The sequence below is a fragment of the Pigmentiphaga daeguensis genome (genome assembly GCF_039523035.1).
Lineage (GTDB): Bacteria > Pseudomonadota > Gammaproteobacteria > Burkholderiales > Burkholderiaceae_B > Pigmentiphaga > Pigmentiphaga daeguensis.
Map to the genome: position 1 here is coordinate 279,924 of NZ_BAAAEN010000003.1, position 24,426 is coordinate 304,349.

Genomic DNA, 24,426 nt, shown 5'->3' on the forward strand with positions numbered 1-24,426 from the left:
GACTTCCCGTCACTGCTCGGCGATGTTGGCCAGCTTCACGATCTCGCGCGACTTGGCCGTTTCCTGGTCGATGAAGGCCCGGAAGCGGGCGCCCGACACGCCCGAAGGCTCGAGCCCCTGGCGCTCGAACCAGGCGCGCGTGTCGGGCTCCGCCACGAAGCGCTTGACGGCGGCCTCCAGCTTGTCCACCACCGAGGCCGGCAATCCCGCCGGCCCCCACAAGCCATACCAGGTCGAGAAGTTGACCTCGGGATAGCCCGCTTCGGCGAACGTCGGCACGTCGGGAGCCAGCGCGCTGCGCTTGCTCCCCGTGATGGCCAGCGCCTTGAGCTTGCCGGCCTTGACCGGCGGCAGCGACGACAGCAGCGGATCGATCATGCCGCTGACCTGGCCGCCCATCAGGTCGACCAGCGCCGGCCCGGTGCCCTTGTAGAGCACGGTGGGCACGGCCAGCCGGCCCGGTACTTGAAGGACTCCACCGCCAGGTGGCCCGCCGCGCCGAAACCGCCTACCGCGAAGCTGAACCGGTCGGGCGTTGCCTTGACCTTGGCCACGAAATCCTGGACCGATTCGGCCGGCGCGGACGCGGGCGTGACGAACAGCAGCGGTCCGGACGCGACCAGCGCCAGATGCGTCAGGTCCCTGGCCGGATCGAAAGGCGGCTTGTCCTTCATGATCAGCGGATTGACGACCAGGGTCGAAGCCGTGAACAGCAGCGTGTAGCCGTCGGCCGGTGCCCTGACCACCGCCTCGGCGCCGATGTTGCCCGAGGCGCCGGCGCGGTTCTCGACCACCACCTTCTGCGAGAACTGTTCGGACAGCCGGAGCGCCAGCGTACGCGCGACCGCGTCCACCGCGCCGCCGGCCGCGAAGGGCACGACCAGCCTGACCGGCCGGGAGGGATATCCATCCGCCGCGGCGGCGGAGGCCGTAGCCAGCAGGAGAAACGACGCAAACCAGGAAACACGCAGGGACGACATGGCGACAACCTCTCATGACCGTTGGTTATGTGCATATTACGCACATAAAGCTTGTAATACGCACTTGGAGATTAGCGATACCATGTCGCGACGTCAACGATTCCCGCGACCTTTTCCATGCCCCGCCCGTCCATCCCTTCCGCAGCTCCGCCCGGCAATCGGGTGCAGGTCATCGACCGGGCCATGCTCCTGCTCGACGTGCTGATGCGGATGCCGCGAGGCGCGACGGCGCTCGAACTGGCACAGGCGACGGAACTGGACCGCACCACGGTCCATCGCGTGCTCCGCACCCTGGCCTTCTGGGGCATGGTGCAGGCACGGGAAGGGGTCTATGCGCTGGGACCCAAGTGCCTGGTGCTGGGAACGGCCCAGCACGACCGGCTCGGCATACGGCGCGCCGCCCTGCCGCATGCGATCGAGCTCCAGGAAAAAGGCGTGGGCAAGCGCCGCGCGATCGTCTCCATCTCCGTGCCGGCGCTGGACGAGGTGGTCATCATCGAACGCATCTGGGCTCCGTCGGTGCCGCTGAACATCATCACCGACATCGGTACCCATTTCCCGCTGGACGCCAGCGTGAGCGGGCGCGCCATCCTGGCCGCGTGGCCGCGCGAACAGGGCATCGCGCACGTGGGCGAGGAACGCTACGCGGCCGTCTCGGAACGGCTGGAAGCGATACGCGCGGCCCGGGGCCTGTCGTTCGGCCTGAGCGAGATGCGGCCGGGGGTGGGCACGCTCGCCTGCCCGGTGTTCGGCCGTGGCGGCGAAGCCGTGGCCGCGCTGATCGTGGCCGGGCTGGCGCTGGAAGAAGAACTGGATCCGGAAGCCCCGCTGGCCCAGCACGCGCTGCGCAGCGCGGCCAGCATCTCGGCCGTGCTGCGCGCGAGCTGACCGCGCACCGTCCTGCCGGGAAAGCCCCTCCTTTTCGGGTTAGTATTTCGGGCTCATGACCGTACTGACCTTTCTGCTATTCCTCGCCTGCGTGGGCCTGTCGGCCTACTGCCAGAACCTCACCGGCTTTGCCTTCGCCCTGCTGCTGCTTGGCATGGTCGGCGCCTTCGGCCTCATGCCCATTCCCGAGGCGGCCAACGTCGCCAGCGTCCTGAGCCTGGCCAACGCCTGGGCCTACTGGCGCTACAACCGGGTCACCTTCGACTGGACGCTGCTGCGGCCCATATTGACCAGCAGTCTCCTGGGCGTGCTGGGCGGCGTCGCGCTGCTGGCCTGGCTCAGCACGAATGCGGTGACGACGCTGCGGCTGCTGCTGGGGGTGGCCATCATCGGCTGTTCCGTCCTGCTACTGGTGCAGAGGGCGCCCCGCGCCCAGCCGTCGGGCAAGCCGGCGCTGTGGTTCTTCGGCGTGCTGTCGGGCCTGCTCGGCGGGCTCTTCTCCACGTCGGGACCGCCCATGGTCTATCACCTGTACCGGCAGCCCCTGGATCGCAACCTGGTGCGCGAATGCCTGTTCATGATGTTCGCCGCCAGCGCCGCCCTGCGCCTGGTACTGGTGGCCGCCAGCGGCCATTTCGAATGGAGCTCGCTGCTGCTGGGCGTCTGCGCCGTTCCCGTCGTCGCGGGCGTGTCGTGGTGGCAGGCCCGCCATCCGCCTCCTATTTCCCGGCGCGCCATCGAATGGCTGGTCTGCGGGCTGCTCATGCTGGCGGGCGCCAGCCTGATATGGGCCAGCCTGGGCGGTTGAAACCGCCCATTGTGCAACGCACAACAAAAATCGGGCCTTAACCCCCTTTTTCCCCTCAGTTGTAAGCAACTTCCCGTCCAGACGTGCGAATCTGGTGTCACCGCTGCGATATCCGCAACGGCCATACCGTCCCACTCTTACAAGGAAGTCCAAATGTCTTACGACAACACTTTGTCCACCCGGTCCGGCCTGCTGCTGCCGCTTTCCGAGCAAACCCCGGAGAACCTGCCCTTCACCGTCCGCATCGCGCGGGACGGCGAGGCGATGGAAAAAGCCATCACCATGCGCCAGTCGGCCTATGGCCGCCACGTGCCGGAAATCGCCCGCAACCTGGGCGAGCCGGAACTGCACGACACCGATCCCGGCTCGGTCGTGCTGCTGGCCGAATCCAAGTTCGATGGCGCGCCGCTGGGCACCATGCGCGTCCAGACCAACATGTGCGGCCCGCTGTGGCTGGAACAGTCGGTCACGCTGCCCGATTGGCTCTCGGGCTATGCGCTGGCCGAGGCCACCCGGCTGGGCGTGGCCAGCGAACGCATGGGCCGCGTGGCGAAAACCGCCCTTTTCAAGGCCTATTTCCTCTTTTGCGTGCAGGCTGGCATAGACTGGATGGTCATTGCCGGACGGTCCCCGCTCGACCGCCAGTACGAGGCGCTGATGTTCCGCGAAGTGTTCCCCGGCCAAGGTTTCATGCCGATGCGGCACGCCGGCAACATTCCCCACCGCGTGCTGGCCTTCGAGATCGCGACGGCGGAAAAGCGGTGGCGCGAGGGCAGCCATCCTTTGTATCAGTTTGTGTTCAAGACCCATCATCCGGACATTCGCATCGATGGGAATTTGATTAACATTGACGCGCTGCGCAGCGCTTCGCGGGAACGGGAAGAACTCCTCCAACCGCAGGCCTGATACGGCACGATCAGCGGCCCATCCGGGGGGGCGGGCCGCCCGCGGACCGACAAGCCCCCCCTCCTTCACAAGGCGAACATGCAGCCCCCTTCGGCGGAACCCTCTACCCGCATAGCCTGGGTTACAGCCAAGATCGACTGGTTCTTAAGCAACTTCTCGTACTACCTCGTACCGGCCGCGATCTTCGTCTTCTCGCTGGTGGCGCTCACGCTGGAACACAGCATCTACGACACCAACGACAATCGCACCCTGCCCTTCGCGGTGGTCGCCGACAAGAACGGCCAGACCCCTTCCGAAGCGCTGGCCGCCCTTGCGTCCGCGCCCGCGGTCCGGTTCCACGACACCCGCCTGGCCGAGACGCCGTTCTGGTTCCGCTTCACCGTTCCCCCTTCGAACACGCCGCAAAGCGTCGAGCTCCCCTCTCGCCATGCGCAGGAAATCTCGTGCTGGAACGCCGCCGGGCTGGCCCCCGTGGGCGCGGCCACGCGCAGCGGCACGTCGGGCATCCTGCAATCGGTGAAGTCCGGTTTCGCGCTGGACCTGGGCGTGCACGCCCAACCCCGCGACCTGCTGTGCCGCGCCCACTTCTCGGGCCCCGCCCGCATCACCGTCGAGGCCTGGCCGGAATCCGAGCTGGCCCTGTCGCATCTCGCCTACCACCACGCCACCGGCGTGCTCGAGGGCGGGCTGCTGACCCTGGCCGTCCTGACGCTGATGACGGCGCTGATCAACCGCGATGCGCGCTACCTCTTGTTCGCGATCTGGCTGGTCGGCAACCTGCGCCTGGGCGGCATCACCATGGGGTTCGACACCCAATGGCTGGAGCGCGCCATCCCCAACGAATGGATGGCGATGACCCGCAAGCTGACCATTGCCGCCTACTACATCGTCACCTACACGCTGTTCGCCCAGTTCATGCGCACCGAGCTCAGCCGCGTGGGCTATGCCTGGCTGCTGCGCGCCGGCGCGCGCGCCGGCCTGGTGCTGCTGGTCCTGGCCCTCTTCCTGAGCTTCGCCGCCTTCCTCCCCGCCATGTGGGTGGTGGCCTCGTTCGGCATCTTCGTCGTCATCTTCTTCCTCGCCCGCATCGTCATCGTCACGCGTTCGCGCATCGCGCTCTGGTACGCCGCGGCGCTGGGCATTGTGCTGTTCTCCACCTTCTCCGAGGTCATCGCCGCGGCGTTCGACTTCAAGGCCCTGGTCGGCGCCCTCAACAGCGTCACCGCCGCCCTGGCGTCCAGCCTGGTGGCCGCGTTCGCGTTCGCCGAGCAGATACGCGTGGAACGGGTCGAGCGCGAACATGCCGAGGCCGAACTGCAACGCGCCTATGAAGTCACGCCCGTGGGGCTGTTCACGCTGGAACCCGATGGACGCTTCGTGCGCGCCAATACCGCCATGCAGGAGAAGCTCGGCCTGGAAGGCCGGCCGCTGCACGAATTGCGCTGGCAGAACTACTTCGAGCCGGGCGCGCTGGCCCGGCTCAAGGAGATCGCCGACCGCGGCGGCGAGGCCGAAATCCAGGCCCAGCCCATAGGCGGCATGGAGCCGCGCTGGTACCTGGCCAAGGCCACGCTGGCCCACACCCGCATCGAGGGCTCGCTGCAGGACATCACCGAACGGCGCAAGGCCACGGAACGGCTGCGCTTCCTGGCCAACAACGACACCCTGACCGGCGCGCTGAACCGCCGCGGCATCGAACACATCCTCGAAACCTCGCTGAAGCACTTCGATCCGGCCCATCCCATCGCCCTGGCCTACCTGGACCTGGACCGCTTCAAGCTGATCAACGACCTGTACGGCCACCAGACCGGCGACGAAGTCCTCAAGCAGGTCTGCCAGCGGGTCAAGTGGTCGCTGGGAGACCACCACCACATCGGGCGCATCGGCGGGGACGAGTTCATCCTCGTACTGCGCGACACCGCCATGCTGCCGGCCACCGACCTGTGCCGCCGCATCATCAGCGACATCTGCGACATGCCCTTCCAGTTGCGCCGGCGTTCGTTCCAGGTCAAGGTATCCATCGGGCTGATCGAGATCACGCCCGAGATGCGCGTCCAGGATGCCGTCTCGGCGGCCGACCGCGCCTGCCGCGAAGCCAAGAAGGGCAAGCACGGCCACCTGGTCATCTACAAGGAAAACGCGCCGGCCTTCCAGGAACGCGCCGAAGAGCTGCGGCTGATCGAGGAACTCGGCAGCACCTTCACGCCCACCGGCCTGTCGCTGGTCATGCAGCCCATCATGTCGCTGCGCGCGCCCGAGGCCTCGCTGGATTTCGAAGTGCTGATCCGCATGCAGGACTCGTCCGGCGCGATGGTGCCGGCCGGCAAGATCATCGCGGCGGCCGAGGCCAACGGCACCATCGGTGAACTGGACAAGTGGGTGCTGACCTCGACGCTGGTGTGGCTGACCGAGAACCTGCCGCGCCTGCCCAACACGCGCTTCGTCTGCGTCAACCTGAGCGGCGCGTCGCTGAACGACGAGGCTTTCATCGAGGACACCTTCCGCATCCTCTCGCGCTTCGGACCGGTGGTGAAGTACCTGTGCATGGAGATCACCGAAAGCGTGGCCCTGCACGACATCGCCAACTCCCGCCGCTTCATCGACCGGCTCAAGTCCTGCGGCGCCAAGATCGCGCTCGACGACTTCGGCGCGGGCTACACCTCGTTCTCGTACCTGAAGGAGTTCGCCGCCGACGCGCTCAAGATCGATGGCGGTTTCATCAAGCGCATGCACGAGCATCCGGCCAACTATGCCATCGTCGAGGCCATCGTCGAGCTGGCGCGCAACCTCGGCATGCGCAGCATCGCCGAATGGGTGGAGGACTATGCCACGGTGGAAGCGCTGGCGGAGCTGGGGGTAGACTATGTACAGGGCTGGGCCATCGCCAAGCCCATGGCGCCCGAGGACATCCTGCGCGCCAGCTCTGCCGCGAGCTTCATCACCGACGAACAGGTCCGGGCCTTCATCGCCGGCGGTTCCCAGCCGGGGCTGCCGGACGGCATGTCCGCCTGGGGCCCGCATTGACGCGGACAGGAAACCGTATGTTCCGACTCTTGCTCAACTCGACCTGGCCGCTGCTGGCGGCCTTCTGCGTGGCCTGCACGCCCGCGCCGCGATCCCCGTCCGATTCCGCCCAAGGCGGCAGCGGCATCAGCGTCTATGGCACCATAGACGCGGGCGTGGTCGTCAACCGCTAGAACCGTTCCTAGGCCCGCCGGGCCGGCGCCAGCGCGGCATCGTCGCGCCCGATGTGGTGCGCGGCCCGGTGCAGGTGGGTGATCAGGTGCCGCATCAGCGGCGAGGGCAGCGAATCGCTGCGCAGCATGGCGCCCACCGTCAGGTCGTAGCCCTTCTCTTCCACGTCGATCACCGACATGAACTGGGACGCCAGCGGCTGCATGGCGATCTGGCGCGGCATCAGGCCCACATAGTCGCCCGCCGCCAGCAAGGACAGCAGCGCCAGGGTCGAATTGGCCACCGCGGCCACCGCCGGCGGTTCCAGCCCGTGCTGCTCGAACAAGGGCCGGGCATAGCCCGATTCCCCGTCGGCACCGGTGAACACCCAGCGGGCGCCCTGCAGATCGGCCAGCGTGCGCGCCTTCAGCCACGGGCTGCCCCGGCGCGCGGTGGGTACCATGGTCGTGCGGATCAGCGGCTCGATATGGAAACTCGCCCGCCGACAGGTCTTCCGGTATCCCCCCCAGGGTCACGTCCACCTCGTGGGCCCGCAGTTTCTGCAATTGCGCGACATAGAGCTCTTCGCTCACGCGCAGCCGGATGCCGGGGAATTCCTGGCCGAAGGTCCTCAGCGCCTCGGGCACCAGCAACATGACCGCCACCGGCACCGCGCCCAGGTGCAGCTCGCCCACCATGGAGCCGGACATCTGCCGGATCTCGTCCACCGCCAGGTTCAGTTCGCGGCGTGCCTTGACCGAGCGTTCGTACAGGACGCGGCCCTGGGCCGTGGGCACGACGCCGCGCGAGGTCCGCTGCAACAGCGTCACGCCCAGTTCGAGCTCCAGTTCCCTGACCATCTTGGTCAATGCCGGCTGCGACGTGCCCACCCGCCTCGCCGCTCCGCGCAGACTGCCTTCTTCCACCGCCGCGACCAGCGCGTTCAGGGTCGTGAGCTTCACCAAATCTCCCTATGGCGATCCGCCGTGCAGGCCACGGGACATGCAGGCGGCTTGCCGGTATTTTGCACCCGGAGGCCGCCGCCCTTCCAGTGCGCGAGCGGCCGGCTCGCCGCTACGGGGTCTGCCCGGGAAACAAGCTCTTCAGGAAGCGCAGTACCGGCGCGCTCAGCGACTCGTCGCCGGTGTTCACCGAATAGACCTGGCTCAGGTGGTTGTGCCCCCGCACGACATTGAGTTCCGGCGCGAAGCCGTGCCGGGTCACCAGCCGGGCGAACAGTTCGCCGGCCTGCACCTGCATCTGCATGGGGTCCATCTCGGCGTAGCTGATCAGCACCGGAAAGGGCGCCGCGTCGACCAGGTCCACGGTCGACATGGCACCCCATTGCGCGCGGTCCGGCCCGAAGTACGCCTCGTTGCGGGGATCCGGCGTCGGGATGCCGAACTGGCGCCGCGCCATTCCCTCCAGCCGTGCATCGTAGACGCCCGAGATGAACACCGCGCCGGCGATTCTGAGTCCTTCGGCGGGATGGAACCGCCGGACCAGCGTCGCAGCCGCGGCATGGGCCGCCCCCGCCGACTCCCCCATCAGCACGATGCGTTCGGGGTCGCCGCCGAGCCCGGCCGCGTGGGTCCTGGCCCAGGCCAGTACGGACGAGATGTCCTGGGCGCCGGCCGGCCACCGGTGGGCGGGCCCGAGCCGGTAGTTGGGCACCACGACCACGTAGCCCTGGCGCGCATAGAAATAGCCCTGGTTGGCGCTGTCCGACTTGTCGCCCCGGACGAAGCCGCCGCCGTGGACGAACACCAGGACGGGCCGGCGCGAGGCGGCCTCGGCCGGCGCGTAGACGTCCAGCCTGTGCCGCTCGTCCGGGCCGTAGGGAAGACCGGCCTCGACCTTGACCCCATCGCGCGGTTGCGCGGCCAGCAGCGGCTGGTACAGCCCCTTGGTCGCCGGCACGTCGATGACCGGCCCCATCTGCCGCAACCTGGCCTGCAATTCGGGCGGCACGCCCCCCTCCGCCGCCAGGACCGGTCCCGCGCCCAGCGGCAGCATGCCGCAAGCCACCGCGCACCACCAGCGTTGCCAGAAACGATTCATTGCCGTCCCTCCGGGGATTTGTGGAACCGGCCATCCTTCATGATCGCGGACAGCCGGGACTTGTCCTGCAGGATCGCCACATCCTGGCACGGATCGCCGTCGACCAGCAACAGGTCGGCCAGGAAGCCCTTGCGCACCATCCCCAGTTCGCCGTCCAGGCCCATGATCTGCCCGCCAAGCATGGTCGCCGCCGACAACGCTTCGGCGGGGGTATAGCCCAGGTGGCGCACGAACAGCTCCAGGTCGCGCGCGTTGCGTCCATTGGGATTGAAGGGGAAACCGTAGTCGCCTCCCGGCAGCACCCGCACGCCGCGCCGCCGCAACTCCGGCACCAGCCGTCGCTGGCGCTCCAGCACGATGGCGGCATCCTCCTTCATGTGGCGCATGTCGAAATGCGGCGGCGGCACGGCATCCAGTGTCGCCTGCACGATGCCCAGCGTGGGCGCGACGAATATCTCGTCCTTGCGCGCCTCCATCATGTCCAGCGCCTCCTCGTCCGCGTAGGTGCAGTGGTACAGCACGCGAAAGCCATGGCGCAGGCCCATCTTCACCGCCTCGGCGGCGTGCGCGTGGGCGGTCAGCCAGACGTCCGACTCGCGTGCCTGCTCGCCCGCCGCCCGCGCCTCGTCCTCGGTGTAGAGCAGCTCCATGGAGGCGCCGGGCTTGAGCGCGCTTTCCCCCGACAACAGGAACTTGAGCGATTTCGCGCCCAGCGCCGCGCAGCCCTTCACGAAGGCACGGACCGCCTCGGGCCCTCGCCCGTGTTCGTCCACCTTGCCCGGGTCCATCATCGCCGACTCGATGGGCGGCTCGCGCTCGACCGAGGAAGGAACCAGGCGCGGCCCCGGCATGCCCCCCGCGTCGATGGCCGCCTTGAGCGTGATTTCCACGGTCCTGTCCAACGCCCCCGCCGAATAGGCGCTGGTAAAGCCATGATCGAGCAGGATGCGGGCATTGCGCGCGGTATTGAGCACGAGGTCCTGTTCCGGCAGGGACATGCCGGGCACGAAGCGCTCCACCGACGTGGGCCAGGACAGATGGGCGTGGGCCTCGACCAGGCCCGGCATCAGCACGCCGCCGCGGCCGTCGACGATGCGGGCGCCTTCGCGCGGCACCGCCGCCTCGCGCGCCACCTGGACGATGCGCTCGCCCTCGACCCGGACCTCGGCCGGGAATGGCGGCGTACCCGAGCCATCGAAGACACGGACGCCGGTGAATACGGTTGCACTCATGGAGATCTCTCTTTTCTCAGAATCGTTGCAGGTCGCTGGCGATGCGCACCGGCCCCATGAAGGCCGGCTGAATGCCGCGGACATAGCCGGACAGGTCGCGCTCCCCATCCTCGCCCGGGGCCAGGTGCGTGAGCACGACTTCCTTGACCCCCGCCGCCGTGGCCAGCTTGCCGATCTCGACGGGCGTCAGGTGGTTCTGCTCCATGTGCCTGATCATGGAAGGCAGCATCGCCGGTTTCAGGTCCGGGGCGCGCTTGAGAATTCCGACCATGCTGTCCAGGTTGATCACTTCGCTCACCAGTACGTCTGCCCCCCGCGCCAGGCGCTCCACGTTCTTGGACGGGCCGGTATCGCCCGTGAAGACATAGACCCGTCCGGGCGTCTCGATGCGGAAGGCATACGACCGCGAGAACGCCGCCTGCGGACTGCCTGGCGGGAAGTGATAGTGCGTGTTCGTCACGGCCAGCACGCGGAGGTTGGCGTCGCGATAGATCTCGGCCGGCTCGTCCATCTCGGCGTCCAGGTCCGCCGCCTTGACCGTCGAAGCCAGCGGCGGCTTGCCGCCGGGGCCGCCGCCTATGGGCGCCAGTTCCACCGTACGGGCGGCGGCGACCAGGTCGGCCACCATGCGCGCGGTGCCCGGCGGCCCGATCACCGGCAACGGCTGGTAGCTGTTGAACATCCAGCGGCTGGCGAGGATCTGGCCCAGGTCGGCGTTGTGATCGATATGGTGGTGGGAAACGAAAACGGCCTTGACCTTGTGCATGGACAGCCCCGCCGCCACCATCTGGCGCTCGGTGCCCGCCCCCACGTCGAACAGATAGACGCTGTCGCCCACCACCACCGCATTCGCCGGTTCCGCGCGTTCACGCCGGATGACCGGACCTCCGCCCGTCCCCAGCGTCACGAATGCAGCCGCCGGCGCGACATCCGCGGCCAGGACGGCGGGAGGCACGGCCGCGGTCACCATCGCGGCGGCCATCATCCAGAGAATCTTCATCCCTTTCTCCATGTTCAGAAACGATCCAGATCGCGCGCCACGAAGACGTCGCCGCCGAAGGTCGTCCGGGCACCGGCCGCCAGCGCCGGCGCGGACTGCTGGAACGCCGCGGCGATGCCCAGGTGCGTGAAGACCAGGCGCCGCGCGCCCGCCTCGGCCGCGATGGCGCCGGCCTGCGCCGGTGTCAGGTGATGCTTCTTCAGGTGGTCGATCAAGGCGGGCCGCACCTGCGGCGGCATGGGCGAAGCCGGGCCGTTGAGGTTGGCGACGATGCCGTCCAGGTCGATGACCTCGCTCACCATCAGCTCTACCCCCTTGAACAGCCGAGCGACCGCGGCGCTCTCGCCGGTATCCCCCGTGTAGCCGATGCCCTGCCCATCCAGGTCGAAGCGCAGCGACAGCGACTCGGTGCCTATCCTGGCCACCGGGCCGTCGAAATGGGAATTGCGCGCCGCGCGCACGCCCTCCACGTCCACGTCACTGCCGTCCTTCAGAATCACCACCCTGACGGTATCGGCCGGCGTACGCGCGCCCCGGCCGCCGCCCACATCCTCGGCGCTGACGAGGTGGGACGGCTGCAAGGAGCGCAGGATGCCGTCGACCACTTCATCCGTGCCCGGCGGACCGTAGATGGTCAGCGTTCCCGGCGCCACCTGCATCCAGCGCAGGCCGATCACGCCTTGCAGGCCGCCGACGTGGTCCTGATGCAGATGGCTGATGAATACCGCCCCCACCCGGGAGGGCTGGTAGCCCGCGGCGGCCAGGCGCTCCAGCGCGCCATCTCCGCAATCGACCAGCCAGACCCGCTGGCCGGCGGTCAGCAGATTGGCGGGCTGCGAACGGTCGGCGTGGATGATGGGGCCGCCCGCCGTGCCCAGGGTCGTCCAGGCCATGGGCCGCTCCGCCCGCGCATCGGCGGCAGCCGCCCATTGCGGCGCGCCGCTGGCCAATGCGGCGGCCAGCAAGAACACAAAGGGAAATTTCATGGGTGTCTCCGTAGGAAATGTTCAGGTGCGCGCCAGCGTGCGCGCGGAAGGCAGGCGGCGGCAGGCCAGGTGGAAGGCGAGCACCGCCGCGCCGGCGATGCCCACCGCCGCCCAGCCCAGCGCGCCATAGCCGGCGGACTTGACCAGCGTGCCGCCCAGGAAAGGCCCGATGGCCGAACCGGTCATCAGCATGGCGGGGGTGGCGGCCACCAGCCGGCCGCTCGGTTCCAGCCGGGCCAGCACGCCGAAGGCAAAGGTATGGGTGAAGATCATCGCCGCCGAGAAGAACAGGGCTCCGGCCGCGTAGGGCGGGAACGCCGTGCCCTGCGCGATCAGCGACGCCTGGACCAGCGGCCCCCAGCACAGCACAGCCCGGGCCGGCCAACGCTGCTCCAGCACCGCGGCCAGCGGAGCGGGAAACAGGTTCACGATGCCCAGCGCGATCAACACGGCGGTCACCGCGCCGGCGCCGAATCCCCGGTCCATGCCCATGCGCTCCAGGAAGCTGAAGACCATGGCTTGCACCAGGGCCATGGCGGCCACGCCCGCCGACAGGCCGGCGCGGCGATAGGTCAGCAGGGCCGCCCGGGTATGCCTGGCGGTACCGGGACCGACGACTTGCGGCGCGCCGGGATTGGGGGCCACCGGGGCGTTCTCGCCCGATGCGAACGCCAGGGCCAGCGCGAAGCCGCCCACCGTCGGCGACCAGTAGCTGGCCACGTTGTCCAGCGATGTCTGGCTGAGATCCGATAGTTGCATCGCCAGCGCCGGCGAATACGGCGAGAAATGATCGGGGTCGTAGGGCGCCAGCGCCCCCTGCATCAGGGACAGCTGGCGCCCCAGCCGCACTTCCCCCCATTGCCGCGAGCCCAGGCCCACATAGGCGGAGCGTCCGAACATGCGGCCACCCTGCAGCAGGCTGCCGCTGTCCAGGCCCAGGCCGCTTTCCAGTTCGAAACGCGCCTGCATGCCGTTGCCGAGGTCTTCCCTGCCGCGCAACCCCACCCGCGACGGCACGTGGCCGGTCTGCTTCATCAGCGACGCGTGCTGTCCCGTGCTGGAACGCAGGTGCTCCACGGCGGTATCCAGCACGCCATAGATCTCCACCGCCGACCGTGCCGGCGCCGCTCCGACCGCGCCACCCAGCCCGATCATGGCGGCAGCCAATGTCGTCATCTTCATGTTCTTCGTTCGTCTCCTCGTATGGACGCCGGCTTCTCCCGCGCATCGCGTCGCCCCCATGCACGGTTGAACGCATCCCGCGCCGCGCCTGGCACAGGCACACGCATGAAACACATGGGGAAGGAATACCCGCCGCTCAGGCGGGAAGCGCGGGGCGGGCCCTCAGGGGCTCGCTGGGTGCGAAGGGCAGGCTGGCATCCGGGTCTCCTGGGCGCCGGCCTCATCCTGCGAGCCGGCTTTCTTTTGCGAGACGCAGTTTATGATCGGGTTCTCCATTTCTCCAGATTATTCAGCCAATACACTGCATCCAAAAAATGGATTGGAAAGCCATAGACCTGAATCTGCTGGTCGTATTCCAGGCCATCCTGGACCAGCGCGGCGTGACGCGTGCCGGCGAGAAGCTGGGATTGAGCCAGCCCGCCATGAGCGCGGCGCTGGCGAGGCTGAGGGACCTGTTCGGCGACCCGCTGTTCGTGCGATCCGGCCTGGAGATGAGGCCGACGCCGCGCGCGCTGGAGCTGGCCGGGCCGGTCGGAAGCGTGCTGGCCTCGATCGCGACGGACGTCCTCCAGCGCGCCGGCTTCGATCCGGCCACGACCCGGAAGACGTTCACCATCGTCACGCCCGACGTGGGCGAAGTGCATTTTCTTCCGCCGCTCCTGGCCAGGATGTCGCGCGACGCTCCCCACGCCAGCCTGCGCACGATCGCCCGGCCCGCCGTAGAGACCGCGTCGGCGCTGATATCCGGCGAAGCCGACCTGGCGCTGGGCTATTTCCCCGACCTGCACAAGGCCGGTTTCTTCCAGCAGAAGCTGCTGGAGATCCCCGTCGTCTGCCTGGTCCGCAAGAACCATCCCACCATCGGCCAGCGCATGACGCTGAAGGAATACCTGTCCGCGCCGCATGCGCTGGTCCGGCCGGACGGACGCGGCGAGGAACTCGATCGCATGTTCGCGCCGCGGCATACGCCGCGCCGGGTGGTGGTGGAGGTCTACCACGTCATGAGCCTGCTGCCCATACTCGAGTCCTCGGACCTGATCGCGGTCGTGCCCCGCGATGTGGCGCACACCTGTGCGCGCTATGCGAACCTGCGCATCGTGGAGTTGCCTTTCGCCGGCCCTTCCATCACGGTGCACCAGTTCTGGCACGAGCGCTTCCACAAGGATCCCGCCAATTGCTGGCTGCGCAGCGCGATCCACGAGATGTGCGCGGCGCTACGCGACTGACCGGCCCTATTCCCGCGCGGCCTTGATCTTGCGCCACAGCGTGGTACGGCTGATGCCCAGCCGCCGCGCGGCTTCCTGGTGGTTGCCCTCGCACTCGGCCAGCACGGCGCGGGCATGGGCGGCCTCCTGGCTGGCGCGCACCGCCGACAGGCTGCGCGCCGCGGGCGCCTGGCGCCGGGCCGGCGCGTCGGCCAGCATGGCCCGCACCTCGCGGCGCGACAGCGGCCGGCCCTCGGTCAGGCAGGCCATGGTCAGGCGCTCCGAGACGTTTTCCAGTTCCCGGACGTTGCCACGCCATGCGCCTTCCTTGAGCACCGGCAACGCCGCCTCCAGCATGGGGGCCACGGCCTCCTGCAAGCCCGCGCGCCCCAGCGCCGCCGGCAGCAGCCGCCGCGCCAGCGCCTCGATGTCCTCGGGCCGGTCGCGCAGCGGCGGCACCACCACCTGCAGGATGTTCAGGCGGTAGTACAAGTCCTCGCGGAAGGCGCCCGCCCTGACCATCGCCAGCAGGTCGCGATGGGTGGCGGCCACGATGCGCACGTCCACAGGAATGGTATCGACGCTGCCCACGCGCGTGATTTCCTTCTCCTGCAAGGCGCGCAGCAGCCGGGTCTGCAGCGGCAGCGGCATCTCGCCGATCTCGTCCAGGAACAGCGTGCCTTCGTTCGCCGACTCGAACAGGCCCGGCTTGCCCTGCCTGCGCGCGCCGGTGAAGGCGCCCTCGTCATAGCCGAACAGCTCGCTCTCCAGCAGCGTCTCGGTAAAGGCGCCGCAGTTGATGGCGATGAAGGGATGCCGGCGCCGCCGGCTCGCGTTGTGCAGGCCCTGGGCCAGCAGTTCCTTGCCGGTGCCGCTTTCGCCGTGGATCAGCACGGCCGCGTCGCTGTGCTCGGCGAATACCCGGCACTGCGCGATCACCTGGCGCATGGCGGCGGACTCGGCCACCACGTCGTCCAGCCGGTACCGGGCCACGCGCGAGCGCCGGTGCGTATGCGCCCGCAGCTTGCTGACGGCGCGCTCCAGCTCGCTGGATGCATGCAGCGTGAAGATGGCGCCGGTCTGCATGCCTTCGTCCAGCAGCGGGACGCGATCGACCACGACCGACTTGCCGCCCATCTCCTGTACCGTCCCGATCTCGCCCGCTCCGCGCGTCATGACCTGCCCCGGCTCGAGGTCGGGCAGCACCTGGCGCAGCGGCTGGCCCAGGGCCTCGCGCACGCGGCGTCCGGTCAGCTTGTCCACCGACGGATTGGCGGCGACGATGCGGCCGGCCATGTCCACCGCGATGACGCCGTCGTTCAGGTGATACAGCACCGAATCGAGCTGGGTGCGGCGCGATTTCTCGGCCTTCTGCGCGGCTGCGATCTCGATCGCGTCGTCGAAGGCGGCGCGCACCGAATCCAGCGAATAGACCAGGATGCCCGTCAATCCGGCCTCGTCGGCCAGGTTGGCGATCAGGCCCGGACCGACCACCACCTCGATGCCGGCCGCGGCCAGTTCCTGGATGCAGTGCCGGGCGTCCTCGGCGGTCTGGTAGGCACGGATCTGCATGGGCAGCGAGAACAGCGTCGCGAAGCGGTTCAGCGCGGGCGGCACGCGCCGGTGCATGACCATGGCGATACGGTCCGAGAACTGCCGCGCCTTGCAGATCGCCGCCATCAGGTCGAAGCCCCCCACCTTGACGAAGGCCACGGGAATGCCGACGTTCTGGCGCAGATAGGCGCCATGGGCGCCCGCCGCGACGATGACGTCGCAGGCCCGCTTTTCGCTGCGCCGGGCGATCTCGGCGATGGCGTCGTCGAAGCCTTTGTCGATGATCTCGATGGCGGCGCGGTCGGCCAGCTCGGGGCTGACGGTGCGGAAGACCTCGGTCAGCCGGTGGGCGCTGATGGCCCAGATCAGGGGCCGGCGGTCATCGGATGCGGCGATGCTCATGTTCACTCCTTTTCAATATTGAAACATGAACACGCACCAGGTGAAACACACGCCTCCCATCGCCTTGCGGCGCCGCGGCCCCCATCGATCGCGCCCGCTGGCATGCGCCTTGCAAGAAGCGGCCATTCCACTCGGAGACTTCGATGCCTCAAGCAGCCTATCCTGCCGTCTACATGCGCGGCGGCACCAGCCGCGCCCTGGTCTTCCACGACCGCGACCTGCCCGCCGGCCGCGACGCCCGCGACCGCATCTTCCTCGCCACGCTGGGCAGCCCCGATCCCGGCAAGCGGCAACTGGACGGGCTGGGCGGCGGCATCTCGTCGCTGTCGAAGATCGCCGTGGTGGGCGCGCCTTCGCGCGCCGATGCCGACGTGGACTACACCTTCGGCCAGGTCGCGATCGACGCGCCGCTGGTCCAGTACCGGGGCAATTGCGGCAACATCTCGGCGGCCATCGGCCCCTACGCGGTGGACGAAGGGCTGGTGCGGGCATCGGGCGACCACGCATCGGTCCGCATCCACAACACCAATACCGGCAAGATCATCGTAGCCGACTTCGCCCTCAGCGACGGCCGCGCTGCGGTCGCCGGCGATTTCGCGCTGCCCGGCGTGGCCGGCACCGGCTCGCCCATCCGGCTGTCCTTCCTGGACCCGGGCGGCGCCACGACGGGCAAGCTGTTCCCCACCGGCGCCGCCCGCGACACCGTGACGATCCCGGACGTCGGCACGATCGAGATCTCGTGCGTCGACGTCTCCAACCCGACCGTCTTCGCGCGCGCCGCGGACTTCGGCCTGTCCGGCACGGAGTCGGCGGCGCAGATCGACGCCCGGCCGGACGTGGTCCGGCAATGCGAGGAGCTGCGCGTCGCGGCCGCCGTCCTGATGGGGCTCGCCACCGAGGACGAAGCGCGCACCCGCCTGCGCAACCTGCCGCTGGTCTGCTTGCTGTCGCCGCCCGCGGACGTGGCGTTTGCGTCGGGCGCCTCGTTGCGGGCCCAGGACGTGGACATCACCGCCCGCATGTTCTCGGCGGGCCAGCCGCACCGGGCAACGCCGCTGACGGGCGCGATGTGCCTGGCCGCCTGCGTGCGCCTGCCCGGCACCCTGGGCGCCGAACTGGGCCGCGTCCCCACGGACGGCCGCGACATCGTCATCGGCCATGCCTCGGGCTCGCTGCCCGTGGGCGCCGCCGTCGGCGGCGGGCAGCAGCCGCGCGTGGAAAGCGCCACCGTCACGCGCACCGCGCGCCGGCTGATGCGCGGCGAGGTCTATGCCCCCACCGGACGGTGACGCCGTTTCGTAGAAACGCGTTACATTATTGAAACACCACCAGTGTTCCGACGCGCGGCCGCCCGACGGTCGCGCCTGGAAATCCTCATACGAATCAATGGCTTGGATCGGGATCCGCGATAGCACCCGCCGCATGGCACGCGCCTTGCTCGACAGTCCTCCATTCAGACACAAGAACCGTCCCCGGAGACCCCCATGACGTACCCCCTTACGCCTCGCGCCGGCTCGGCGTTCAAGGCCTTCCGCCGCACCCTCATGTCCGCGATCGTGGGCACGCTGGCCGCCGCTTCCTGGCAGGCCGCGCAGGCGTCCGACTATCCGACCAAGCCCATCAAGCTGATCGTGCCCTTCGCCCCCGGCGGCGGCAACGACGCCATCGCCCGCACCCTGGGCCGGCGCCTGGGCGACGCGCTGGGCCAGCCGGTGGTGATCGAGAACCGCGCCGGAGCCGGCGGCAAGCTGGGCGTGGAAGCCGGCGTGAAGGCCGACCCCGACGGCTACACGCTCACCCTCATTTCCAACAGCTATTCGGTCAACCCCAGCCTCTATCCCATCAAGTTCGACCCGATCAAGGACATCACGCCCATCGGCATGATCGCGCGCGGCCCGCTCCTGATCTCCGTGCCGACCACGCTGCCGGTCAACAACCTGGCCGACCTGATCCAGCTCGCCAAGACCAGGAAAGGCGGGCTGACCTACGCGTCGTCCGGCCAGGGCGGCATCTCCCACCTGGCCACGGAACTGTTCCAGCGCACCGCCGGCATCGAGATGACCCACGTGCCCTATCGCGGCACGGCTCCAGCCCTGACCGACACCGTCGCGGGCCAGACCGACGTCTTCTTCAGCACGGCCGGCGCCGCCTTTCCCTACATGAAGAGCGGCCGGCTGAAGGTCGTGGCCGAGACGCTGCCCAAGCGCATCCAGGCCGAGCCGTCCATCCCCACCGTGGCCGAGGCCGGCGTGCCCGGCTATGAAGTGATCGTCTGGTACGGGCTGATTGCCCCCAAGGGCCTGCCCGCCGACATCCAGCAACGGCTGAACAAGGAAATGAACATCGCGCTGGCCCTGCCTGAAACCGTGGAGCAGTTGAAGGCCAACGGCGAGGAGCCCGCCGTCGGCAAGCCCGAACAGTTGATGGCGCAGATCCAGAAGGAGTTGACCCTCTGGAAACGCGTCGTGACCGATGCCAAGATCCAGGTGGAATGACCATGCAGACGAAAATACCGTGCGTCATGATGCGAGGCGGGACCTCGCGCGGACCGTTCTTTCTTGCCTCCGACCTTCCGGCCGATCCGGCGCGGCGCGACGAGGTGCTGCTGGCCGCCATGGGGTCGCCGCATTCCTACCAGGTGGACGGCATCGGCGGCGCCACGCCGTTCACCAGCAAGGTCGCCATCATCAGCCCCTCGCGGCGTCCGGGCATAGACGTCGACTATCTGTTCGCCCAGGTCCTGGTGAACGAACGCATGGTCGACACGCGCCCGAACTGCGGCAACATCCTGGGCGCGGTCGGCCCGTTCGCCATCGACGCCGGACTGGTGCCGGCGCAGGGCGACGAGACGACGGTGCGCATCTTCAACGTCAACACCCAGGCCGAAGTCCACGCCATCGTACAGACGCCGGGCGGCTCGGTGACCTACTCCGGCGACGCGGCGATCGACGGCGTGCCCGGCACCGCCGCCCCGGTCAAGCTGAATTTCCGCAGCGCCATCGGTTCCATCACGGGCAAGCTGCTGCCCACCGGCCGGCCGCTGGACGTGATCGACGGCATCGAGGTCAGCTGCGTGGACGTCGCCATGCCCATGGTGCTGTTCTCGGCGACGCAACTGGGCAAGACCGGCCATGAAAGCGCCGAGGAGCTCGATGCCGACACCGCCCTGATCGCCAGGATGGAAGCCATCCGGCGCAAGGCGGGCGAATTGATGGGCCTGGGCGACGTCAGCGGATCGGTCGTGCCCAAGATCGGGCTGCTGGCCGAACCGCAGCACGGCGGCACGATATCGTCGCGTTACTTCGTGCCCTATTCCTGCCACCGCGCGCACGCCGTCACCGGCGCCTTGTGCGTGGCCTCGGCCTGCGCCGTGCCGGGCACCATCGCGTCCCGGCTCTCGGGCCTGGACAGCGCACCGCCGCAAGGCGTGGTGCGCATCGAGCATCCGTCCGGCACGATCTCCATCGACCTCGACGTGGACCTGGTCAGCGCCACGCCGGTCATCCGCCGCGCCGCGGTGATACGCACCGCCCGCCGGCTGTTCGAGGGCAGCGTGCTGATTCCGTCCGAGGTCTGGCAGGACGGTTGACCGCGCGCGTCCGCGCGCACGGCCCCGCCTGAAGGTCCCCACGGGGCCCTGCCGGCGGGGCCGTTTTCATTTCGTGGTGGTACAGTCCACATATCTGCAACATCGTGTTACCGCCCGTGCCCCGGCGCGCAGTCCGGGGCACGCCGCGCCGCTTCACCATGACCGATCTTCCCCTTTCCGCACCGGTCCTCGTCGTCGAAGACGAGCCCTCGATGCGACAGCGGATCCTGCGTCTCCTGACCGGGCTCGGCTACCCCTCCGGCACGCTGGTCTCGTGCGCTTCGCTGGCAGAGACCCGCTTCCACCTCGACAGCGACGTCCGCTTCGCGCTCGCGCTGATCGACCTCGGCCTGCCCGACGGCAACGGCCTGGACCTGATCGAGGCGCTGCACGCGCGCGGCCATGGGACCGCGATCCTGGTGATCTCGGCCTGCTCCACCGAAGACATGATCCTGGCCGCACTGAAGCTGGGCGCCACCGGCTACGTCCTCAAGGAACGCGACGACCAGGAAATCGCGATGTCCCTGCGCAGCGCGCTGCGGGGCGGCGCGCCCATCGACCCGTTCATCGCCCGGCGCCTGCTGGCGCTGCTGCCTGCCCCCGCGTCGCCGCCCCGGGCCCAGGCCGAGGCGACGCTCAGCAAGCGCGAGCTGGAAATCCTCGAACTGGTCGCCCAGGGCCACACCAATCGAGAGATCGCCGAGCAGTTGTTCGTCTCCCCCCACACCGCCGCATGCCACATCAAGAACATCTACCGGAAACTGGCGGTCACGTCCCGCACGCGCGCGATCCACGAAGCACGTTCGCTTGGCTTGCTGTAGTCCTGGCGCTCTGGCTGTGGCTGCCGGAGACGGCCCGCGCGGACGCATGCCGCCCGGCGATTTCCTCCATCAGCGCCGCCCGCGCGAACGAGTCCCCGGACACGCCGCCCGCCACGGGCTGGGAGGCCGTCGCCCTGCCCGACATCTGGTCGACGCGCTGGCCCGGCCACGACGGCACGGTCTGGTACCGCGTCGAATGGACGCATTGCCCCGGCCAGCCCGTGGCGCTGTTCCTCGAATATCTTTCGATGGCGGGCGCGGGACGGCTCAACGACGACCCGCTCTGGGCAGACGCCAGCCTGGTCGAACCCCTGACGCGCAGCTGGAACCTGCCGCGCTATTCCCTGCTGCCGCCCTCGGCGCTGCGCGCCGGCATCAACACCTTGTGGATCAGGGTGGCGGGCTACGACCTCTACAGTTCCGGGCTGGGCGGGGTGCACATCGGCCCGCCCGACGAGGTCCGTCCGCGCTACGAACGAGAATGGCTGCTGCGGCGCGTCCTGCCGCAGGCCAACCTGATCATTTCGATCACGCTGGGCTGCTTCTTCCTGATGGTCTGGCTCCTGCGGCGCAACGAGCAGGCCTACGGATGGTATGCGCTGACGTCGCTGGCCTGGCTGCTGTTCGGCCTGAACTCGGCCGTCACCTCCCCCTGGCCGTTCGCCACCACGCACGGCTGGTCCACGTGGATCACCCTGGTCTTCACCATCTATTGCAGCGCCTTCTCGATGTTCGCCTGGCGGTTCGGCGGCCAGCGCTTCCCCCGCCTGGAAAAGGCGCTGTGGACCGTCACGGGAGCGGTGTGCGCGGCGCTGCTGGCACTGGGGCCGGCCCAGCCCAAGGCCGTGTTCTACCTGGTGGCGGTGGGCTATGCCGCCGTGTTCGTCGGAACCTGCGTGCAATTCCAGTTCCGCGCCGCGCGCACGCGCCAGCCCGAGCACCTGTTCCTGGCGGCCTGCATGCTGGGTTTCCTGGTGGCTGCCATCCACGACATCCTGGCCTTCCTGCGCATCATCGACGACGTGCACGGCTACACGGCCGCCACCGCGCCGCTGATCATGATAGGCATGGCCCTGGTCCTGGCCTGGAGCTTCACCTCCACCCTCGGGCGCGTGGAGCGGTTCAATCGTGAACTGGCCGACCATGTCGAGGAAGCCCGGCGGGAACTCGCCCATACGCTGGGCCGGCAACACGAGCTGGAAGTGGCCAACGCCCGGCTGAGCGAACGGCTGCGGATTTCCCACGACCTCCACGACGGCCTGGGCAGTTCGCTGGTACGGTCCATCGTCATGGCGGAAAAGGGCGACGCCACGCTGCCGCCGCAGCACTACGTGTCGGTCCTGAAAAGCCTGCGGGACGACCTGCGACAGGTCCTGGACCACAGCTTCGCGGCGGTCCCGGCGACGGCGGCCTCGCCCGCCGACTGGATCGCGCCGTTGCGCCGCCGCTTCGGCGACCTCTTCGACGATCAGGGCGTCCGGTGCGTCTGGCGAGTCGCCCCGGAATGGCCCGCGGAACCGGATACGGCCCGCCTGCTCGCGCTGGCCCGCTTCCTGGAGGAAGCCTTGACCAACGTGATCAAGCACAGCCGCGCGAATACGGTCGCCGTGACCCTGGCCGATGCCGGCAACGGAGCCCTGGAACTGAGCGTCGAAGACGACGGCGCGGGATTCGACGTCGAGCTGGCGGACCGGTCGATGGCCGGCATCGGGCTGCGCAGCATGCGGGCGCGCATCGCGCGCATCGGTGGGCGTCTGGCGGTCGAATCGGGCATGGGCGGCACCCGCCTGCGAGCCCACCTGCCTGCGGCGGCTCCATAGCTTTTTCCACTGCGCCCCATTCACATATACGATTTTCCAAACCCCGGCGGCGCTCTTAACATCCCGTCTGCAACAGTCCAAGGAGACCCGCGCATGTTGTGGAAGCGCCTATCCATCCATCTCGGGGTCGCGGCGGCCCTGCTGGCCTGGCTCTCGTCGCCGGCGAACGGCGCCAGCCTGGATGCCCGGCTGCGCGCCGCCGCCGAACGCGGAACCGCCGCCGAGATCCGGGCCCTGATCAGCCAGGGAGCGGACATCGAAGCGCGCGATGCCGCGGGCGCCACACCCCTGCTCGCCGCCACCCACCGCAACAACGTGGACGCTGCCCGCGCTCTGATCGAAGCGGGCGCCGACGTCAACGCCAAGGACAAGATCAACGACAGCCCCTATCTGTATGCGGGCGCGCGGGGACACGACGAGATCCTGCGAATGACGCTGGCGCACGGTGCCGACCTGAAAAGCACCAACCGCTACGGCGGCACGGCGCTGATCCCCGCCGCCGAGCGCGGCCACGTCGAGACGGTCCGCACGCTGATCGAGGCGGGCGTGGACGTGAACCACGTCAACAACCTGCACTGGACCGCGCTGCTCGAAGCCATCATCCTGGGCACGGGCGGCGCCCGCCACACGGACATCGTGCGCCTGCTGGTGGATGCGCATGCCGACGTGAACCTGGCCGACGGCAACGGCGTCACCCCGCTGCAGCATGCCCGCCAGCGCGGGTTCACCGCCATCGAACGCATCCTGCTGCAGGCCGGCGCGCGCTAGCCGCGCCGGTCAGAACTCGGTCTGCCGGCCCGGATCCGGCACGTCCCGGCGCATGCCGGCGCTGGCCTGGCGCACCGCCGCCAGGAAGCGCCCATGCGTGTCGTTCTCGCCGCTGTCCTCGCGCACGATGGCCGCGATGGGCGGCAGGCTCCAGGCGATGGAATACGGAACGATGGCCACGCCCGCCACGTGCACCAGTTCCTCAGCGATGTCGGCGGGCAGCAGCGAGACCGCGCGCTCGGAAGCGGCGATGATCTCGCCGATGAGCTTGGCGGAATAGCCCTCGGTGACAGGCACGGGTGGCGTCACGCCCGCCTGGATGAACAGGCCGGCGACCTGCTCGCGCAGCGCGGTGCGGGGCTCTCCCAGGACCCAGTCGAGTTCGGCCAGCCGCGGCCATGATAGCGGCGCCCGGCCCAGTTGCGCCGCCAGGCGCCGGTTGCTGATCAGCCGGGCCTGCTGGCGGTACAACGGCTCGAACACCAGGCCTTGCAGGTCCAGCGTGGGGCTCGCCCGCGCGATGACCACGTCCAGCGCATGATCGCGCAGTTCCCGCAGCAGGCTTTCGCTCGTGCCGTCGTGGATACGCACGGCCAGCCGCCTCGGCCCCGCCTGGACGGCGGATACGGCTTCGGCCACCAGCCGCCCGGAGACGAAGGGCGTCACCCCCACGTGCAGGCGGGCGGCCAGGCCCGCGCCGGACGCTTCCATGTCGCGCACCAGATGCCCCAGGTCCTGCAACATGGCCCGCGCCCGCCCCGCCACGACCCGCCCGATGTCGGTGGGCGCCATGCCCCGCGCCGTGCGGACGAACAGCGGCACGCCGAACATGGACTCCAGTTCCGACAAGGCGTTGGTCACCGCCGGCTGGCTGGTCGCCATCAGTTCGGCCACCCGCGTCAGGGAGCCGAGCCGGTGGACCTGCACGATCAGCTGCAGGTGGCGCATCTTCAGCCGCGAAACCAGCCGGCGGACGACGTCATCGGAGGGAAATGCGGAATCCGGCATATCTGCGGCAGCCAAGATATCAGCTAAACATTATGGATACAT

22 protein-coding genes and 1 pseudogene are annotated in these 24,426 nt (G+C 68.9%); 12 read left to right on the plus strand and 11 right to left on the minus strand.

Annotation, left to right across the window (positions count from 1 at the left end; all coding sequences use genetic code 11):
* Positions 1 to 9 precede the first annotated feature (9 nt).
* The gene (locus ABD104_RS06235) at positions 10 to 447 is read right to left on the minus strand and encodes a Bug family tripartite tricarboxylate transporter substrate binding protein (RefSeq protein ID WP_343927268.1); all 438 of its coding nucleotides are present in this window, start codon (positions 445 to 447) and stop codon (positions 10 to 12) included.
* Positions 399 to 980: a tripartite tricarboxylate transporter substrate-binding protein gene (locus ABD104_RS06240; protein WP_343927269.1), complete on the minus strand. Its 582-nt coding sequence runs from the start codon at positions 978 to 980 to the stop codon at positions 399 to 401. The genes ABD104_RS06235 and ABD104_RS06240 overlap by 49 nt, the downstream gene beginning before the upstream one ends.
* Positions 981 to 1,097: 117 nt before the next feature.
* Here ABD104_RS06240 and ABD104_RS06245 point away from each other — a divergent pair, with 117 nt between their 5' ends.
* The 5 genes from ABD104_RS06245 to ABD104_RS06265 all read left to right on the plus strand — a co-directional run bounded on the left by ABD104_RS06245 (position 1,098) and on the right by ABD104_RS06265 (position 6,779).
* Positions 1,098 to 1,868, plus strand: coding sequence for an IclR family transcriptional regulator (locus ABD104_RS06245; protein WP_087837796.1), 771 nt, complete (start codon positions 1,098 to 1,100; stop codon positions 1,866 to 1,868).
* 55 nt (positions 1,869 to 1,923) lie between these two features.
* Entirely contained in the window at positions 1,924 to 2,676 is a 753-nt protein-coding gene (locus ABD104_RS06250; RefSeq protein WP_279817527.1) for a sulfite exporter TauE/SafE family protein, read from the plus strand.
* A gap of 153 nt (positions 2,677 to 2,829) precedes the next feature.
* Entirely contained in the window at positions 2,830 to 3,582 is a 753-nt protein-coding gene (locus ABD104_RS06255) for a hypothetical protein (protein ID WP_087837798.1), read from the plus strand.
* A 78-nt stretch (positions 3,583 to 3,660) separates the two neighbouring features.
* Positions 3,661 to 6,606, plus strand: coding sequence for an EAL domain-containing protein (locus ABD104_RS06260; protein ID WP_087837799.1), 2,946 nt, complete (start codon positions 3,661 to 3,663; stop codon positions 6,604 to 6,606).
* Between the two features lie 17 nt (positions 6,607 to 6,623).
* Positions 6,624 to 6,779 (plus strand): hypothetical protein, encoded by a 156-nt coding sequence (locus ABD104_RS06265; protein ID WP_165963175.1) that lies wholly within the window; start codon positions 6,624 to 6,626, stop codon positions 6,777 to 6,779.
* 8 nt (positions 6,780 to 6,787) lie between these two features.
* Here ABD104_RS06265 and ABD104_RS06270 read toward each other — a convergent pair whose 3' ends face one another.
* From ABD104_RS06270 to ABD104_RS06300, 7 genes and pseudogenes are all read right to left on the minus strand, one after another.
* Positions 6,788 to 7,219, minus strand: coding sequence for a LysR substrate-binding domain-containing protein (locus tag ABD104_RS06270; protein WP_254914565.1), 432 nt, complete (start codon positions 7,217 to 7,219; stop codon positions 6,788 to 6,790).
* Positions 7,220 to 7,319: 100 nt separating this feature from the next.
* Positions 7,320 to 7,718 (minus strand): annotated as a pseudogene (locus ABD104_RS06275) (LysR family transcriptional regulator); the annotation flags it as partial.
* A gap of 112 nt (positions 7,719 to 7,830) precedes the next feature.
* Positions 7,831 to 8,817 (minus strand): alpha/beta hydrolase, encoded by a 987-nt coding sequence (locus ABD104_RS06280; RefSeq protein WP_243724532.1) that lies wholly within the window; start codon positions 8,815 to 8,817, stop codon positions 7,831 to 7,833.
* A complete protein-coding gene (locus tag ABD104_RS06285; RefSeq protein WP_087837801.1) occupies positions 8,814 to 10,049 on the minus strand; it encodes an amidohydrolase family protein in 1,236 nt (411 codons plus the stop codon). The genes ABD104_RS06280 and ABD104_RS06285 overlap by 4 nt, the downstream gene beginning before the upstream one ends.
* Before the next feature lie 16 nt (positions 10,050 to 10,065).
* Entirely contained in the window at positions 10,066 to 11,049 is a 984-nt protein-coding gene (locus ABD104_RS06290; protein ID WP_165963174.1) for an MBL fold metallo-hydrolase, read from the minus strand.
* Positions 11,050 to 11,063: 14 nt separating this feature from the next.
* A complete protein-coding gene (locus ABD104_RS06295; RefSeq protein ID WP_087837803.1) occupies positions 11,064 to 12,035 on the minus strand; it encodes an MBL fold metallo-hydrolase in 972 nt (323 codons plus the stop codon).
* 21 nt (positions 12,036 to 12,056) lie between these two features.
* Positions 12,057 to 13,217 (minus strand): porin, encoded by a 1,161-nt coding sequence (locus tag ABD104_RS06300; protein ID WP_343927270.1) that lies wholly within the window; start codon positions 13,215 to 13,217, stop codon positions 12,057 to 12,059.
* 314 nt (positions 13,218 to 13,531) lie between these two features.
* On the opposite strand from ABD104_RS06300, the gene ABD104_RS06305 reads away from it, so the two are divergent.
* Positions 13,532 to 14,443, plus strand: coding sequence for a LysR family transcriptional regulator (locus ABD104_RS06305; RefSeq protein ID WP_087837804.1), 912 nt, complete (start codon positions 13,532 to 13,534; stop codon positions 14,441 to 14,443).
* A 6-nt stretch (positions 14,444 to 14,449) separates the two neighbouring features.
* On the opposite strand, the gene prpR is transcribed toward ABD104_RS06305, so the two are convergent.
* Positions 14,450 to 16,378, minus strand: a complete 1,929-nt coding sequence (gene prpR / locus ABD104_RS06310; protein ID WP_087837805.1) for a propionate catabolism operon regulatory protein PrpR — start codon at positions 16,376 to 16,378, stop codon at positions 14,450 to 14,452.
* Between the two features lie 143 nt (positions 16,379 to 16,521).
* On the opposite strand from prpR, the gene ABD104_RS06315 reads away from it, so the two are divergent.
* The 6 genes from ABD104_RS06315 (at position 16,522) to ABD104_RS06340 (ending at position 23,376) form a co-directional block, all read left to right on the plus strand.
* Complete coding sequence (locus ABD104_RS06315) at positions 16,522 to 17,667, plus strand: 2-methylaconitate cis-trans isomerase PrpF family protein (protein WP_087837806.1); 1,146 nt, start codon at positions 16,522 to 16,524, stop codon at positions 17,665 to 17,667.
* A 195-nt stretch (positions 17,668 to 17,862) separates the two neighbouring features.
* On the plus strand, positions 17,863 to 18,873 hold the full coding sequence (locus tag ABD104_RS06320) for a tripartite tricarboxylate transporter substrate binding protein (protein WP_343927271.1): 1,011 nt from the start codon (positions 17,863 to 17,865) through the stop codon (positions 18,871 to 18,873).
* Between the two features lie 2 nt (positions 18,874 to 18,875).
* Positions 18,876 to 19,967, plus strand: coding sequence for a 4-oxalomesaconate tautomerase (locus ABD104_RS06325; RefSeq protein ID WP_087837976.1), 1,092 nt, complete (start codon positions 18,876 to 18,878; stop codon positions 19,965 to 19,967).
* Positions 19,968 to 20,125: 158 nt separating this feature from the next.
* Positions 20,126 to 20,788: a response regulator transcription factor gene (locus ABD104_RS06330; protein ID WP_087837808.1), complete on the plus strand. Its 663-nt coding sequence runs from the start codon at positions 20,126 to 20,128 to the stop codon at positions 20,786 to 20,788.
* Positions 20,701 to 22,608, plus strand: a complete 1,908-nt coding sequence (locus tag ABD104_RS06335) for a sensor histidine kinase (RefSeq protein WP_343927272.1) — start codon at positions 20,701 to 20,703, stop codon at positions 22,606 to 22,608. The genes ABD104_RS06330 and ABD104_RS06335 overlap by 88 nt, the downstream gene beginning before the upstream one ends.
* Before the next feature lie 93 nt (positions 22,609 to 22,701).
* Complete coding sequence (locus tag ABD104_RS06340) at positions 22,702 to 23,376, plus strand: ankyrin repeat domain-containing protein (protein WP_087837810.1); 675 nt, start codon at positions 22,702 to 22,704, stop codon at positions 23,374 to 23,376.
* 9 nt (positions 23,377 to 23,385) lie between these two features.
* Here ABD104_RS06340 and ABD104_RS06345 read toward each other — a convergent pair whose 3' ends face one another.
* Positions 23,386 to 24,384, minus strand: coding sequence for a LysR substrate-binding domain-containing protein (locus ABD104_RS06345; RefSeq protein WP_087837811.1), 999 nt, complete (start codon positions 24,382 to 24,384; stop codon positions 23,386 to 23,388).
* Positions 24,385 to 24,426 lie beyond the last annotated feature (42 nt).